Raw genomic sequence first — 13,722 nt, 5'->3', positions numbered from 1 at the left:
AATTATTAACATAAAATCACAATAAGTGATTACAAAAGTTAATAACTGACTTTCTTATTTATCACATTTATAATTCTTTCATTCCTGCTAACACTTGGTTATCGAGCTTTTTAGCTGCACGAAGATCATACGTTTTTTCATATGTTGGCTCAATTGCAAGTTTTGCACCATAAAACATAACATCACGTACTTCTTGTACATTTACTTCTATTACAGTTAATTTTAGAGGAATGCCTTCCATTCTATCAGTCAAAATTTCACCTGCACCACTTATGGAAAATACGGATTCATTCGCCATTATAGTCAATACCACTCCAGTACTATGTCTTATATTTTCCACAATACGTGAACGTTGATCTACTGCAAATCGAATACTAGTTTTACTCACTGCATACACCCAAGAAATAGCACTTACGTTAGGAACTTGTTTTTCAAAATCTGTTGTCGCTACCATAACAATACACTCTTTACGTAATGTTTGTACTAAATCATCTGTTAATGTGGGCTCTACTACATTCGCCATATTTCCACCTCCAAATATACTTCATATATCCTTATCATAACCTATTTTTCGAATTGCGAAAATATTATTTTTTCCCGCTATTATTCAAAAACATTACACTTCCATGATATACTTATACTGATAGAATTCGTATTGAGGTGACGAAATGAGAGTCAAATGTATGATTTGTGATAAAAAAGATATGTTAGATGATGAAAATCCTATGGCAAAAAAACTGCGTAATCGCCCTATTCATACATATATGTGCATGGAATGTTCGGAACGAATTGCTGAACGTACGATGGAACGTCATGCAAGCGGTAATTTCCGATTATATCGTGATAAAAAAGTCGAAGACGATTGGTAAAATATAAATAAGTCCTTTATCAATATGATAAAGGACTTATTTATATTTTTCAGGTTCGCGATTCATTTGATCCAAAAAACAATCAATAGCTTCTAATGGAAACCTTACAGATTTTCTTTCTCCATTTATTTCATATGTAACTAAATACATTTCCTCGTCCTTCTTAACTTCCACATTTCTCAATTTATGTTCTTCATATATCATATTTTGAAATAACAAATACGTTTCTTTTGCAGCACTATCATCCGGACGTGCTTCAGCAACTGTTTTAATTGTTAACCAATTATATAACGCATCTTGTACGGAACGCATAAAACTTCCCCCCTCATCCTGCTTTTTGTTGTCTTGCTTGACGTAATCGCAACCTATAAATCCCAAGTACAATTGCTGCTACAACAAGCCCCTCTCCAACAGGTAAAAAAACTGCAAAGAAAGTTAACACTGTACACCCAATCGCTAACGATACATATATCACTATATTTTTTATTATAGATAGTTTTCTTGCAAAACCTAAATTATACACAAGTGCACTTAATACAATAATGACGCCATACAGTAACCACATCCCTAGTTCTGGATTTTCATCAACTTTACATAACTTCGCAAAAAACGACATTCTTTCTAACACCATTTATCCCCCTTCCTCATAAATCAAACCATTTTTCTTTATGTACTTAATACAAGAGTAACCTGTGAAAAAAATACTGTCCACAAAAAGAGTAAATATTCTAAAAAATAAAACATAAAAAACAGCTACCTTAATTAAAGGTAGCTGTTTTACTATTTTACGCTTCTACAGATTTCTTTTTCTTAGCAGCTCTTTCACGTTCGCTCTTATCAAGAATCTTTTTACGTAAACGAATTGATTCTGGAGTTACTTCACAGAACTCGTCATCGTTTAAGTACTCTAATGATTCTTCTAAAGTCATTAAGCGTGGTTTTTTCATTGTTGAAGTTTGATCTTTCGTCGCAGAACGAATGTTAGTTTGTTGTTTCATTTTCACAACGTTAACTGTTAAGTCATTCTCACGAGTGTGTTCTCCGACAATCATACCAGCATATACTTCTGTACCTGGTTCAACGAAGATTACACCACGGTCTTCAACTTGCATAATACCGTATTGTGATGCTTTTCCTGTTTCAAGTGAAACTAGAACACCTTGACGACGTCCACCAACTTGTCCAGCGTGTACTGGTTGGTAGCAATCGAATGTATGGTTTAAAATACCGTAACCACGAGTTAATGTTAAGAATTCTGTTGTGTAACCAATTAAACCACGTGCTGGAACCATGAAAGTAAGGCGAACTTGACCGTTTCCGTTATTCACCATATCTAACATTTCACCTTTACGTGCACCCATAGATTCCATAATAGAACCAGTGTATTCTTCAGGTACATCGATTTGTACACGCTCTACAGGCTCACATCTTACGCCATCAACTTCTTTAATAATTACTTCTGGCTTAGATACTTGTAGTTCATAACCCTCACGACGCATGTTTTCAATTAAGATAGATAAATGTAGTTCCCCACGTCCAGATACGATCCATGCATCAGGAGACTCTGTATTATCTACACGTAAACTTACATCTGTTTCTAATTGTGAACGAAGACGCTCTTCAATTTTACGAGATGTAATGTATTTACCTTCACGACCTGCAAATGGACTGTTATTTACAAGGAACGTCATTTGTAGTGTTGGCTCATCAATACGTAATAATGGTAACGCATCTTGATGTTCAACTGGACATACTGTTTCACCAACGTTAATGTCTTCCATACCAGAAACAGCTACTAAGTCTCCAGCTTTTGCTTCTTCAATTTCTTGACGTTTTAATCCCATGTAACCAAATAATTTTGTTACGCGGAATTGTTTTACGCTTCCGTCTACTTTCATTAAAGCAACTTGTTGTCCAACCTTCATTGTACCGCGGAATACGCGTCCAACTCCAATACGTCCAACATAGTCGTTGTAATCAAGAAGTGCTACTTGGAATTGAAGTGGCTCTTCGCTGTTATCAATTGGTGCAGGAATATGTTCAATAATTGTATCAAATAATGATTTCATATTCTCTTCTTGATTTGCTGGGTTTGAATCTAAGCTTGCTGTTCCGTTCATTGCTGATGCAAATACAACTGGGAACTCTAATTGATCTTCGTTTGCACCAAGTTCGATGAATAAGTCGATTACTTCATCAACTACTTCATCAGGGCGAGCGAAGTCACGGTCAATTTTATTTACAACTACGATTGGAGTTAAGTTTTGCTCAAGAGCTTTCTTTAAAACAAATCGTGTTTGTGGCATACAACCTTCATATGCATCAACAACAAGTAAAACACCATCAACCATTTTCATAATACGTTCTACTTCTCCACCGAAGTCAGCGTGACCCGGTGTATCTAAAATGTTAATTCTTTTATCTTCATAGTGAATCGCAGTATTTTTCGCTAAAATTGTAATACCGCGCTCTCTTTCTAGATCATTTGAATCCATTGCGCGCTCTTCAACGTGTTCGTTCGCACGGAAAGTCCCCGCTTGACGTAATAACTGGTCAACAAGTGTTGTTTTACCATGGTCAACGTGGGCAATAATTGCTATATTGCGTAAATCTTGTCGTTTTTTCAACATGTCCAACTCCTAATGTCTTTTTAATCCTTCTCTATTATAAGAGCGAAGGGGATACAATAGCAATTAAAATAAAATCAAGAATGAAAATATAGTTGTATTCTTACTTTTGTGAAAGTAAAATGAGATTGGAGGGTGAAGAAATGGAACACATTCAATATCGCTTTTTATTAACTGCAATTATCGGTGTTATTTTCTTAATCGGTATCGGCATTATGATTGCTGAAAATAGTCCAATCGGTATTATTATTTGCATTATCGGCACATTTGTTACAGTTGGATACGGTTTTGTAACAAAAAGAAAAATGCGTAAATCGCAATAACGTCAAAAAGTAAGAAGCCTGTATATAGCCTCTTACTTTTTTTGTTACTTGGATATAAAGTGAAACTTTAATCAGCCCTTACCAATCGGGCTTTTATGGATAGCCCGCCCCCCACCTCACTTCTTTGCTTTCGCTGAAATTTGAGGTGGGGGTCTTACTGCCCATTAAAGCGGGATAAACGATAACACTTCTTCATACACCCCTGGCTTCGCAACTAATACGCTACTCTTCTCCACGATAGAAAGTGGCGCTCCGGAGAATGTTGTTACCTTGCCTCCAACTTCCTCTACAATTATCTGTCCCCCACCAAAGTCCCATGGTGATAATCTAGGCGTTACATATGCATCAATTCTTCCAGTTGCAACGTATACCATCTCTAAAGCTGCACAGCCATATGATCTCGTGCCTCTTGCTTTCTTAACAAGTGCCATCATACTTTCCATATTAAGCAATGGATTGTCGGTAAGCCATATCGCATTTAAAGCTACAATACCTTGCTCTACAGTACCTTTTTCTAATAAAGGTATTGGTACTTCATTACAAAATGCTCCAGCCCCTTTTAACGCATGATATAATTCATCATGAACTGGATCATAAATAAGTCCAATCTTTCCGATACCGTTCTCATAAATTCCAATTGAAATTGCAAAATTTCTTTTTTGGTGAACAAAGTTCATCGTGCCGTCAATTGGATCAATTAACCAAACAACCCCGTCAGAAGAAGTTACCTCGTCTCCATAGCCCTCTTCACCTAAAATATGATGATGTGGGAATGTTTCTTTAATTTTCCCAATTAAAAACTGTTCTATTTCTCGGTCCATATTTGTTACTAAATCAGCTGCATTTGATTTTGTTTCTATAATAAGTGCTTTTTTCATTGATGCCATTAAACGCTCTCCCGCATCCCGAATCCACTGTTTGGCGTGTGCATCGATGTCTTTCCATACTTCTTGCATGTTTAAACACTCCGATCTATACTGTTCACAGAAAAAACGAACCCTTTATAAGGTTCGCACCAACTAATTTTTTATACATATACTATTATTACGCTTCTAAACGAATCATTTCAAGTCTTAACACTTCTAACTTTTGTACACACTCTTCTTTTTTCTGTTTATCATTTTCCATCATCGCATCATATAAAGTCGCTAATTCATAATCTAGCTCCAAACGTAGCACCGGTATTCTCTTTTCAGCATCTGTTCTCTTTAACGCATTAATCACCTGTCTCATATTATTTGCCTCCTCCCAATATTCGTCTGCCCTCGGACTAGAATTGATTCAATTTTCTGATTTTTTGTTTTATACTATACTATGTTGGATAAATCATCTATGCAACAAAATTATATTTTTTTATTTAAATTTTTTTGTGCTGTTTTTTTTATGAATAGTACAAGCTATGCTAAAATAAAAGCAAAATAGGAGTTGGAGGAACAATCATGACACTACAAACATTCAAATCAACTGATTTTGAGGTCTTTACAGTTGATGGTCTCGAAGAACGAATGAGTGCAATTAAAACGAACATTCATCCTAAGCTAGAAGCTTTAGGGGAACAGTTTGCAGCGTATTTATCCAAACAAACTGATGAGAACTTTTTTTATCATGTAGCAAAACACGCACGTCGCAAAGTCAATCCACCAAACGATACTTGGGTTGCTTTTTCAACAAATAAACGCGGATATAAAATGCTACCACATTTCCAAATTGGATTATGGGGTACTCATGCCTTCATATACTTTGGTTTAATCTATGAGTGTCCACAAAAAGTGGAGACGGCTCACGCCTTCTTAGAACATATAAATGATTTAAAAACAAATATTCCAAATGACTTCGTTTGGTCCATTGACCATACTAAACCAAGTGTAAAATTACATAAAACACTTGAAACAAATGATTTACAAAAGATGATTGAACGTCTAGCTACTGTAAAAAAAGCAGAATTATTAGTTGGTATTCATATATCACCAGAGGAGTTTTCAGCAATGACCAACGAACAATTCCTTGCTAAGATTGAATCTACGATGCAATCACTCCTTCCTTTATATGCACTTTGTAATCGATAGTAGAAAACGGACAATTTATATTGTCCGTTTTTAGTTGTTATCACATTATATCACTTCAGTTTTTATTTTTCAAAATATTTTTTACATTTTCACAAGCTTTTCTTCTTCAATTTCTTTAGCCTTCTGAATCGCACGGTATATAGAATATCCACTTACTTCTTGGAACTCTTTATCAATTTTCTTTTCTTCTGCTTTCGATGGAACAATCTCTTTAAAACGACGATATAAACCCATTAATTCTTCTCTTACAATTCCTTTTTCATATGCTTTCTCAATCGCTTCATAAAACTTCACAATTGTAACCATTTCCTCATTTGACCAATCATAATCTAACGGATATTGATATTCCATTTCGCACCTCATTTATCATTTCTTCTTATTTCAATACGCTATCTTAAAGTGATTTTTTCTACTTCACTATAGCCACTTTGCATTATACACTATTTATTCATTTTAATGGAATTGCCTTCCACTAGAAGTTAGTAGGACGCTACTATTTAACATACTCACCGTAAAAATATTTTTTGCTATACATCTATAATTATTGGTGATATAATGCTTTTGTTTTATAGAAAATAAAGTGAAGCTTCCATCTCAAAAAAGCTTTTGTGAATGGCAGAAAAACAAGTCTCATTCTAAAAAAGAACGTAACTTTTTTAGAACAAGATTATATAAAACAAACTCTCATAAATATTAAAAAAAGAAGGGGTGTATAGATTGTCCCAATACGAAACACCATTGTTTACCGCTTTAGTTGAGCACAGTAAGCGAAATCCAATTCAATTCCATATTCCAGGGCATAAAAAAGGACAGGGCATGGATCCTGAATTTCGCGAATTTATTGGGCATAATGCATTAGCAATTGATTTAATTAATATTGCGCCGCTCGATGATTTACATCATCCAAAAGGTATGATTAAAGAAGCACAGGATTTAGCAGCCGCTGCATTTGGTGCGGATCATACTTTCTTTTCTATTCAAGGTACAAGTGGCGCAATTATGACAATGGTGATGAGCGTTTGCGGTCCTGGTGACAAAATACTAGTACCAAGAAACGTGCATAAATCAGTAATGTCAGCTATTATTTTCTCAGGTGCAAAACCTATTTTCATGCATCCTGAAATTGATCCAAAACTTGGTATTTCACATGGAATCACAATTCAATCTGTCAAAAAGGCACTTGAAGAGCACTCAGATGCGAAAGGCCTACTTGTTATTAACCCAACATACTTTGGCTTTGCTGCGGACTTAGAACAGATTGTACAATTAGCACATTCTTACGATATCCCTGTACTCGTTGATGAGGCTCATGGTGTTCATATTCATTTTCACGATGAACTGCCGATGTCAGCGATGCAAGCCGGTGCAGATATGGCAGCAACAAGTGTTCACAAATTAGGTGGATCTTTAACGCAAAGTTCTATTCTTAATGTAAAAGAGGGCCTTGTGAACGTAAAACATGTTCAATCTATTATTAGCATGCTTACGACTACATCAACGTCTTACATCTTGTTAGCCTCCCTAGATGTTGCTAGAAAACGTCTTGCTACAGAAGGAACGGCACTCATAGAACAAACAATACAATTAGCGGAACAAGTTCGTGATGCTATAAATGATATTGAACATCTTTACTGTCCAGGGAAAGAAATGCTAGGTACGGATGCTACTTTTAACTATGATCCTACAAAGATAATTGTATCTGTAAAAGATTTAGGTATTACAGGTCATCAGGCTGAAGTATGGCTTAGAGAGCAATATAACATTGAAGTAGAGCTCTCAGATTTATACAACATACTATGTCTTATCACTTTTGGGGATACAGAAAGTGAGACAAATACACTTATTGTAGCATTACAAGATTTATCAGCAACATTTAAAAATAAAGCTGATAAAGGTGTTCAAGTGCAAGTAGAAATTCCAGAAATACCTGTTTTAGCACTTTCTCCTCGAGATGCTTTTTATTCGGAAACAGAAGTCATCCCATTTGAAAATGCAGCAGGTCGTATTATAGCTGATTTCGTTATGGTTTATCCGCCAGGGATTCCAATCTTTACTCCGGGGGAAATTATTACACAAGATAACTTAGAGTATATTCGTAAAAACTTAGAAGCAGGTTTACCTGTACAAGGTCCTGAAGATATGACATTACAAACATTACGCGTGATTAAAGAGTACAAGCCTATCAGTTGATAGGCTTTTCTTTCACCCTTTTGGCCTTTTCTCATACGATATTATGTAATGTAACGTATAGGTGGGGATACTATTATGATTGTAATAGGCCGTTCTATTGTACATCCTTATATCACAAATGAATATGAGCCATTTGCAAATGAGAAACAACAAATTTTATCTATAATGGCAGGAAATCAAGAAATCTATTCCTTCCGAACATCTGATGAACTCAGCTTTGATCTAAATTTGCGTGTTAATATTATTACTTCTGCATTAGAACTTTTTCAAAGTGGTTTTCAGTTTCGCACATTTCAACAATCTTTTTGTAACCCTCAGTATTGGAAAAGAACATCTCTTGGAGGATTCGAGCTCCTTCCAAACATACCCCCTTCCATTGCCATACAAGATATTTTCAAAAACGGAAAACTATATGGAACTGAATGTGCCACCGCTATGATCATTATTTTTTACAAAGCTTTACTAGCATTATATGAGGAAGAAACCTTCAACCGTCTCTTTGCAAACCTTTTACTTTATACGTGGGACTACGATCAAGATTTAAAGCTCATAACAAAGACGGGTGGCGATCTTGTCCCAGGTGATCTCGTTTACTTTAAAAATCCACAAGTGAACCCAGCTACAATCGAGTGGCAAGGAGAAAATACAATCTATCTAGGAAATTTCTTTTTTTATGGGCATGGCGTAGGTGTAAAAACAAAAGAAGAAATTATATACGCGTTAAATGAGCGACGAGTCCCTTACGCTTTTATTTCCGCTTTCTTAACCGATACTATTACCCGTATTGATAGCCGTCTTATGAGCTACCACGCTTCTCCTAGCACACCACAGACATCCATAGGATTTATTCCGATTAGAGATGATGCAATTGTTGCAACAGTTGGCAACACAACTACAGTTTATTAAAAAAAGCACCTACATATGTAGGCGCTTTTTTTATTTAAGCTTTTGAATGTTCTTTATGGTCACAGTCGCAATGAGATCCACATTTCCCGTATAGTACTGTTGATTTTTCATCTTCAAAATGTCCGATTGTTCCTTCACATACTTGGCATACGATTGTTCCCATTTTTCATTTCCCCCTGAGTTTTAATAGTAATCTATTTATTTATCATTAAGCTTTCGCATTATCTCTACTAGCACAGTCACAATTTGTACCGCATTTTCCGTAAAGCACTGTCGTTTTTTCATCTTCAAAATGTCCGATTGTTCCTTCACATACTTGGCATACGATTGTTCCCATTTTTCATTTCCCCCTAAGTTTATGGTCCTAAAAACTTTCAGCTGTCCATTTCCTATCAATTATTGGGCTTTTGTATGCTCTGTGTGATCACATCCGCAAGATCCACATTTCCCGTAAAGTACCGTTACTTTCTCATCCTCGAAGTGTGCAATTGTACCTTCACAATCTTGACATACGATTGTTCCCATTTTTCATTTCCCCCTAAGTTTATAATCCCAAAAACTTTTTGTAACCGCTTAACTTTCTGTCTTTATTTTAATATGTTATACTTTTTGCGTCAATAGGTTTTTAGTATAACACATTAAATATTTTAATTTTAAATTAGTATGCGATATTCAAACAAAAAAACAGCCATATTTATACGTACGACTGTTTTACATTATTTATTCTTCGTATTCCGCATGCAAAGATGTAGATGGAACTAGAAATGAGAAGAACTGAGCTAACTCAGCTGCTTCCTCTTCTGAACCTAATTTGAACACTTCCTGCAAATGTTGAACATTCTCTACATCATCTCGTCCAAGTAAAGTAGACCTTCCTGTTTGCATGCAAACAATAAGTGGCTTTCCAAAAAACATATTTGTATAAATAACACCAAAATCATAACGAGTATCATGTGTCATAAACCCCAAAAATCGTACCTTCACACTTTCATGTTCATCATACAATTTTTCAAACATCGGTTTCCACCTTTCTACATCACCTTTCATTAGTATATTAAACAAAAAAAGGAATACTCCTTTTAATTGTCAAAAAATTCAGTAGGATGTAGAATGAGAGTATTCTACTAAGTTAGGGGGAACTTATATGCAACATGCCTTTATTACGCTTGTACCTAAATCCAATCAACAATCTGTTTCAATAGATGATATAAAACAACTTTTTCATTATTATAAAACAGTTACTTCCAAAACTGGTGTTCAAATTAATTACGCTTATACAAATACCGCTTTTCCGTATGAAATTTTAGATACATCAGCAACAACATTCAAACTACAATCTACTCACGATCGATATGACTCCATTTATGTTGGTGTCGGTATAGACAAGGAACAAACTTATATTCAAGTTTCTTTACCACCTAATGCAACATTTGGTGATAAAGGAAAAGCAAATGAATTTTGCCGTTTTCTAGCGAAGAAATTAGAAGGAGAGTTACAATTATTTAATGGAAGAACAATGTATTTCTATAAACGTTAATTTAAAAAATAGAAAATATAATTAAGAAAAGTATGCAATTTGAACACGTAAGGAATAATGCCTGCTTTCTAATTTGTAATACAAAATATGCGATCACATATGCTAAATAAAGAAATACAAAAAATAGAATAACTTTATAATGCAACTTATCACCATTTGACAATGATAATACAACAGAAAAACCACTCCATAATAAAAAATGATAAAATATAACATGTAATATTCTCATGGAACCTTCTCCTTTGACATGCTCTATTTTATTAATATATGGTATTAAGTTTGAATCAATTACATATTACACAAAAGCATATATATGGCTTTTGGATTTATATATGTTTTAACGATTCAATTAAATTATTATATATTCATTCGACAAGTACGTATAAAGACCTTGCAAGCCACTTTTATTATAAAATAAAAAATAGCCCATCTCTTTAAATAAGAGATGGGCTATTTTCATTACTTAAATTATTTTACAATGTGAATTGGCATTCCAAGAGCAACTTCAGCTGCTTCCATTGTGATTTCACCTAATGTTGGGTGAGCGTGGATTGTTTGAGCGATATCTTCTGCTGTCATTCCAGCTTCGATAGCTAAACCAATCTCAGAAATAATGTCAGAAGCGCCTGCACCTGCAACTTGAGCACCTACAAGAAGACCATCTTCTTTACGTGTTACAAGTTGTAAGAAACCGTCAGTGCTATTTAATGATAATGCACGACCGTTAGCAGCGAATGGGAACTTAGATACAGTTACAGTCATTCCAGCTTCTTCAGCTTGTTTCTTAGTGTAACCAACAGATGCTAATTCTGGATCAGTGAAGCATACTGCAGGAATTCCGATGTAATCGATAGCTGACGCATGGCCACTAATTGCTTCTACAGCTACTTTACCTTCGTAAGAAGCTTTGTGAGCTAATGGTGGTCCAGGAACGATATCACCGATTGCATAGATGTTTGGTACATTTGTACGACATTGCTCATCGATTTCGATGATGCCGCGGTCAGTCATTTTAACTCCAACTTGCTCAAGACCGATTTCTTGAGTGTTTGGACGACGACCTACAGTTACTAATACGTAATCTGCTTCTACAGTTTGGATTTCACCTTTAACTTCGAAGCTAACTTTTACGCCAGTTTCTGTTTCTTCAACGCCTTTAGCCATAGCTTTTGTATGGATTGTTACGTTACCTTTTTTCTGTAGAGCACGTTTAACAACAGAGCTCATAGCTTTTTCGAAACCAGCTAAGATTTCGTCGCCAGCTTCTACTACAGTAACTTCTGTACCGAAGTTAGCATATGCAGTACCTAATTCCATACCGATGTAACCGCCGCCGATTACAACAAGTTTTTTAGGAATTTCAGGTAAGCTTAAAGCGCCTGTAGAGTTGATAACACGTTTAGAGTATTTGAATCCTGGAATTTCGATTGGTGTAGAACCAGTTGCAAGAACAGCATTTTTAAACGTATAAGTTTGAGCTGCATCTTCAGTCATTACGCGTAATGTGTTAGCATCTACGAAGTAAGCTTCACCGCGAATGATTTCAACTTTGTTACCTTTAAGAAGGCCTTCAACACCGCCAGTTAATTTCTTAACTACGCCGTTTTTCCATTCTTGAACTTTTGTAAAGTCAACTTTTACGTTCTCTGCAGTGATACCCATGTCATCAGAATGCATTGCATTCTCATAACGATGACCTGCATTGATTAACGCTTTTGAAGGAATACATCCAACGTTTAAGCATACGCCACCAAGGTTAGCTTTTTCAATGATTGCTACCTTTTGACCTAATTGTGCTGCACGAATTGCCGCAACGTATCCACCAGGACCTGCACCAACAACGACTGTATCTAATTCAATTGGGAAATCTCCTACTACCATTGTTATTACGCCTCCATTACTAATAATTGTGGGTCATTCAATAGACGTTTAATTTGGTTTAATGCTTTTTGAGCAGTTGCGCCGTCAATTAAACGATGGTCAAAGCTTAGAGATAATGCTAATACTGGAGCTGCAACGATCTCACCATTTTTCACAACTGGTTTCTCAGCGATACGGCCGATACCAAGGATTGCTACTTCTGGGTGGTTGATAACTGGAGTGAACCATTGTCCACCTGCAGAACCAATGTTTGTAATTGTGCAAGAAGCGCCTTTCATTTCAGCAGGAGCTAAACGACCTTCACGTGCTTTACCAGCAAGATCATTGATCTCGTTAGAAATTGTGAAGATAGACTTGCGATCTGTATCTTTAACAACTGGTACTAATAGACCTTTGTCTGTATCAGCTGCGATACCGATGTTGAAGTAATGTTTATGAACTACTTCTTGAGAAGCATCATCTAAAGAAGTGTTTAACATTGGATATTCACGTAATGCAGATGTTAAAGCTTTAACAACGTATGGAAGGTAAGTTAATTTAATACCTTTGTCAGCTGCAACAGCTTTGAACTTCTTACGGTGAGCAACAAGTTCAGTTACATCTACTTCATCCATTAATGTTACGTGAGGAGCTGTATGTTTAGAGTTAACCATTGCTTTCGCAATTGCTTTACGGATACCACTCATTTTCTCACGAGTTTCTGGATATTCACCAGCTGGAATTGGTTGTGCTTTTGGTGCTTCTTCTTTCGCTGCTGCTGGAGTAGCTTCTACTGCTGCTGGAGCCTCAGTTGCTGCTACTGCTTGTCCACCATTTGCAAATGCATCGATGTCAGCTTTTACGATACGACCGTTCTTACCAGAACCAGCTACTTTATGAATGTCTACGCCGTTTTCACGAGCATATTTACGAACAGATGGCATAGCGATTACGCGCTCATTTACTACTTCTGCAGTTGCTGCTGGAGTAGCTTCAGCTTTAGGAGCTTCTTCTTTTGCTTCTTCAGCTTTAGGAGCTTCGTCATGATCGTCGCCTTTAAATTTAAGGTTTTCGTATCCAGGAGCATCAAATTTAATTAATGTATCTCCAACTACTGCAACCGTACCTTCTTCTACAAGTACTTCAAGTACTTTACCTTTAACAGGAGAAGGAATTTCTACTACTGCTTTATCATTTTGTACTTCAAGAAGTACGTCGTCTTCGTTTACTTCGTCGCCTGGTTTAATAAACCATTTTACGATTTCACCTTCGTGGATACCTTCACCGATATCTGGTAGTTTAAATTCAAATGCCACGGAATTCAGCCCCCTGATTCATTTCTTT

The 13,722-nt window shown here is 35.9% G+C and carries 20 protein-coding genes; 6 read left to right on the top strand and 14 right to left on the bottom strand.

Annotation, left to right across the window (positions count from 1 at the left end):
- Positions 1-67 precede the first annotated feature (67 nt).
- Entirely contained in the window at positions 68-523 is a 456-nt protein-coding gene (locus ACTFRS_RS15750) for a pyridoxamine 5'-phosphate oxidase family protein (protein ID WP_000024588.1), read from the bottom strand.
- 145 nt (positions 524-668) lie between these two features.
- Here ACTFRS_RS15750 and ACTFRS_RS15745 point away from each other — a divergent pair, with 145 nt between their 5' ends.
- Positions 669-869, top strand: a complete 201-nt coding sequence (locus ACTFRS_RS15745) for a YlaI family protein (RefSeq protein WP_001995040.1) — start codon at positions 669-671, stop codon at positions 867-869.
- A 36-nt stretch (positions 870-905) separates the two neighbouring features.
- On the opposite strand, the gene ACTFRS_RS15740 is transcribed toward ACTFRS_RS15745, so the two are convergent.
- The 3 genes from ACTFRS_RS15740 to typA form a co-directional block, all read right to left on the bottom strand.
- Positions 906-1,181, bottom strand: a complete 276-nt coding sequence (locus tag ACTFRS_RS15740; protein ID WP_139866891.1) for a hypothetical protein — start codon at positions 1,179-1,181, stop codon at positions 906-908.
- Positions 1,182-1,194: 13 nt separating this feature from the next.
- Positions 1,195-1,497, bottom strand: a complete 303-nt coding sequence (locus ACTFRS_RS15735; RefSeq protein ID WP_242293333.1) for a YlaH-like family protein — start codon at positions 1,495-1,497, stop codon at positions 1,195-1,197.
- A gap of 157 nt (positions 1,498-1,654) precedes the next feature.
- Positions 1,655-3,499: a translational GTPase TypA gene (gene typA / locus ACTFRS_RS15730; RefSeq protein ID WP_000914763.1), complete on the bottom strand. Its 1,845-nt coding sequence runs from the start codon at positions 3,497-3,499 to the stop codon at positions 1,655-1,657.
- A 140-nt stretch (positions 3,500-3,639) separates the two neighbouring features.
- On the opposite strand from typA, the gene ACTFRS_RS15725 reads away from it, so the two are divergent.
- On the top strand, positions 3,640-3,819 hold the full coding sequence (locus ACTFRS_RS15725) for a DUF5325 family protein (protein WP_000400127.1): 180 nt from the start codon (positions 3,640-3,642) through the stop codon (positions 3,817-3,819).
- A 164-nt stretch (positions 3,820-3,983) separates the two neighbouring features.
- Here the strand turns inward: ACTFRS_RS15725 and ACTFRS_RS15720 are convergent, their stop codons facing one another.
- Together ACTFRS_RS15720 and ACTFRS_RS15715 are read right to left on the bottom strand one after the other, a co-directional pair.
- Positions 3,984-4,775, bottom strand: coding sequence for an inositol monophosphatase family protein (locus ACTFRS_RS15720; protein WP_087954450.1), 792 nt, complete (start codon positions 4,773-4,775; stop codon positions 3,984-3,986).
- Positions 4,776-4,863: 88 nt separating this feature from the next.
- Positions 4,864-5,052: a hypothetical protein gene (locus ACTFRS_RS15715; RefSeq protein ID WP_001250168.1), complete on the bottom strand. Its 189-nt coding sequence runs from the start codon at positions 5,050-5,052 to the stop codon at positions 4,864-4,866.
- A gap of 206 nt (positions 5,053-5,258) precedes the next feature.
- On the opposite strand from ACTFRS_RS15715, the gene ACTFRS_RS15710 reads away from it, so the two are divergent.
- Positions 5,259-5,885, top strand: coding sequence for a YktB family protein (locus tag ACTFRS_RS15710; RefSeq protein WP_000175082.1), 627 nt, complete (start codon positions 5,259-5,261; stop codon positions 5,883-5,885).
- A gap of 81 nt (positions 5,886-5,966) precedes the next feature.
- On the opposite strand, the gene ACTFRS_RS15705 is transcribed toward ACTFRS_RS15710, so the two are convergent.
- Positions 5,967-6,236 (bottom strand): UPF0223 family protein, encoded by a 270-nt coding sequence (locus ACTFRS_RS15705; RefSeq protein WP_000456556.1) that lies wholly within the window; start codon positions 6,234-6,236, stop codon positions 5,967-5,969.
- A 366-nt stretch (positions 6,237-6,602) separates the two neighbouring features.
- Between ACTFRS_RS15705 and speA the strand changes: the two genes are divergently transcribed.
- Both speA and ACTFRS_RS15695 read left to right on the top strand, forming a co-directional pair.
- On the top strand, positions 6,603-8,075 hold the full coding sequence (gene speA / locus ACTFRS_RS15700) for an arginine decarboxylase (protein ID WP_205689054.1): 1,473 nt from the start codon (positions 6,603-6,605) through the stop codon (positions 8,073-8,075).
- 75 nt (positions 8,076-8,150) lie between these two features.
- Positions 8,151-8,981: a protein-glutamine gamma-glutamyltransferase gene (locus ACTFRS_RS15695; RefSeq protein WP_139866885.1), complete on the top strand. Its 831-nt coding sequence runs from the start codon at positions 8,151-8,153 to the stop codon at positions 8,979-8,981.
- Between the two features lie 34 nt (positions 8,982-9,015).
- On the opposite strand, the gene ACTFRS_RS15690 is transcribed toward ACTFRS_RS15695, so the two are convergent.
- The 4 genes from ACTFRS_RS15690 to ACTFRS_RS15675 form a co-directional block, all read right to left on the bottom strand.
- A complete protein-coding gene (locus ACTFRS_RS15690; protein WP_000536793.1) occupies positions 9,016-9,144 on the bottom strand; it encodes a GapA-binding peptide SR1P in 129 nt (42 codons plus the stop codon).
- Between the two features lie 45 nt (positions 9,145-9,189).
- Positions 9,190-9,318 (bottom strand): GapA-binding peptide SR1P, encoded by a 129-nt coding sequence (locus ACTFRS_RS15685; RefSeq protein WP_000536805.1) that lies wholly within the window; start codon positions 9,316-9,318, stop codon positions 9,190-9,192.
- 59 nt (positions 9,319-9,377) lie between these two features.
- A complete protein-coding gene (locus tag ACTFRS_RS15680) occupies positions 9,378-9,506 on the bottom strand; it encodes a GapA-binding peptide SR1P (RefSeq protein WP_000536778.1) in 129 nt (42 codons plus the stop codon).
- Between the two features lie 195 nt (positions 9,507-9,701).
- On the bottom strand, positions 9,702-9,998 hold the full coding sequence (locus ACTFRS_RS15675) for a DUF3055 domain-containing protein (protein ID WP_011040622.1): 297 nt from the start codon (positions 9,996-9,998) through the stop codon (positions 9,702-9,704).
- Positions 9,999-10,125: 127 nt separating this feature from the next.
- Here ACTFRS_RS15675 and ACTFRS_RS15670 point away from each other — a divergent pair, with 127 nt between their 5' ends.
- Positions 10,126-10,518, top strand: a complete 393-nt coding sequence (locus ACTFRS_RS15670; protein ID WP_139866883.1) for a DUF1885 family protein — start codon at positions 10,126-10,128, stop codon at positions 10,516-10,518.
- Position 10,519: 1 nt separating this feature from the next.
- Here ACTFRS_RS15670 and ACTFRS_RS15665 read toward each other — a convergent pair whose 3' ends face one another.
- The 3 genes from ACTFRS_RS15665 to pdhC form a co-directional block, all read right to left on the bottom strand.
- Entirely contained in the window at positions 10,520-10,747 is a 228-nt protein-coding gene (locus ACTFRS_RS15665; RefSeq protein ID WP_001221351.1) for a hypothetical protein, read from the bottom strand.
- A gap of 239 nt (positions 10,748-10,986) precedes the next feature.
- A complete protein-coding gene (gene lpdA, locus ACTFRS_RS15660; protein WP_000260111.1) occupies positions 10,987-12,399 on the bottom strand; it encodes a dihydrolipoyl dehydrogenase in 1,413 nt (470 codons plus the stop codon).
- A 5-nt stretch (positions 12,400-12,404) separates the two neighbouring features.
- Complete coding sequence (gene pdhC / locus ACTFRS_RS15655) at positions 12,405-13,694, bottom strand: pyruvate dehydrogenase complex dihydrolipoyllysine-residue acetyltransferase (RefSeq protein WP_000863427.1); 1,290 nt, start codon at positions 13,692-13,694, stop codon at positions 12,405-12,407.
- Positions 13,695-13,722: the final 28 nt, after the last annotated feature.

The sequence above is a fragment of the Bacillus cereus group sp. MYBK139-1 genome, assembly GCF_051916915.1.
GTDB lineage: Bacteria > Bacillota > Bacilli > Bacillales > Bacillaceae_G > Bacillus_A > Bacillus_A pacificus.
The sequence above is the reverse complement of the archived record's forward strand: the minus strand, read 5'-3'. Positions and strand labels throughout refer to the sequence as shown.